The following is a 548-nucleotide window of genomic DNA, read 5'->3' as shown; positions in this document are numbered from 1 at the left end:
GGCAACGGCCTTGGGCAACTGCCCGGTCAGCGTTTGACCGTCCGGAGTCTGCCAGCGTGCGAGCCGGTAGCGCGTATTGTGTGTCCCGATCACGAGGTCCTGCACCACGAAATCCCGGTAGCCCTTGAACCGCGAGCCAGACGGGATCGACTCGGCCGGCTGAATGACTTGCTCGCAATCGATCTTCAGCTGCCCCGTCTTTCTCCTGGCGGGCGAACCGCGTCGTCTGGCTGGTTTGCCCTGCTGCTGCCGATTGGACTCGCTGGCTTTGCCGGCCTCCTCATGCATGCGGCTTGGCTTGAACGTGGGGCGCTTCTTCTCTCCCTTGAGCACCGCGACCTCGTCTTTCATGTGCCCCGCGTTCTCCACCAGACGATGGATGAGCGCCAGCAGACCTTCACCCCAGGCCAGCACCTTCAGCACCGCCGGCGTGCGTTCGGCCTCGGCAATGTATGGCGCAACAAGCTTCTTCTTCACGGGCCGCAGTCAGGCTACGCGCGCTTTGCAGCTCTTCTCAGCTCGGCGAGTTCGTGTTCCAGTTGCTCCTT

General features: G+C 63.1%; 1 protein-coding gene. It reads right to left on the bottom strand.

Features of this window, described 5'->3' with window-relative positions:
• A partial coding sequence (locus ACGLHR_RS52185) for a hypothetical protein (RefSeq protein ID WP_400104023.1) occupies positions 1-477 on the bottom strand: 477 nt, incomplete at its 3' end.
• Between the last annotated feature and the right edge of the window lie 71 nt (positions 478-548).

This window comes from Cupriavidus sp. CuC1, from assembly GCF_044627735.1.
Classification (GTDB): domain Bacteria; phylum Pseudomonadota; class Gammaproteobacteria; order Burkholderiales; family Burkholderiaceae; genus Cupriavidus; species Cupriavidus ulmosensis.
The sequence above is the reverse complement of the archived record's forward strand: the minus strand, read 5'-3'. Positions and strand labels throughout refer to the sequence as shown.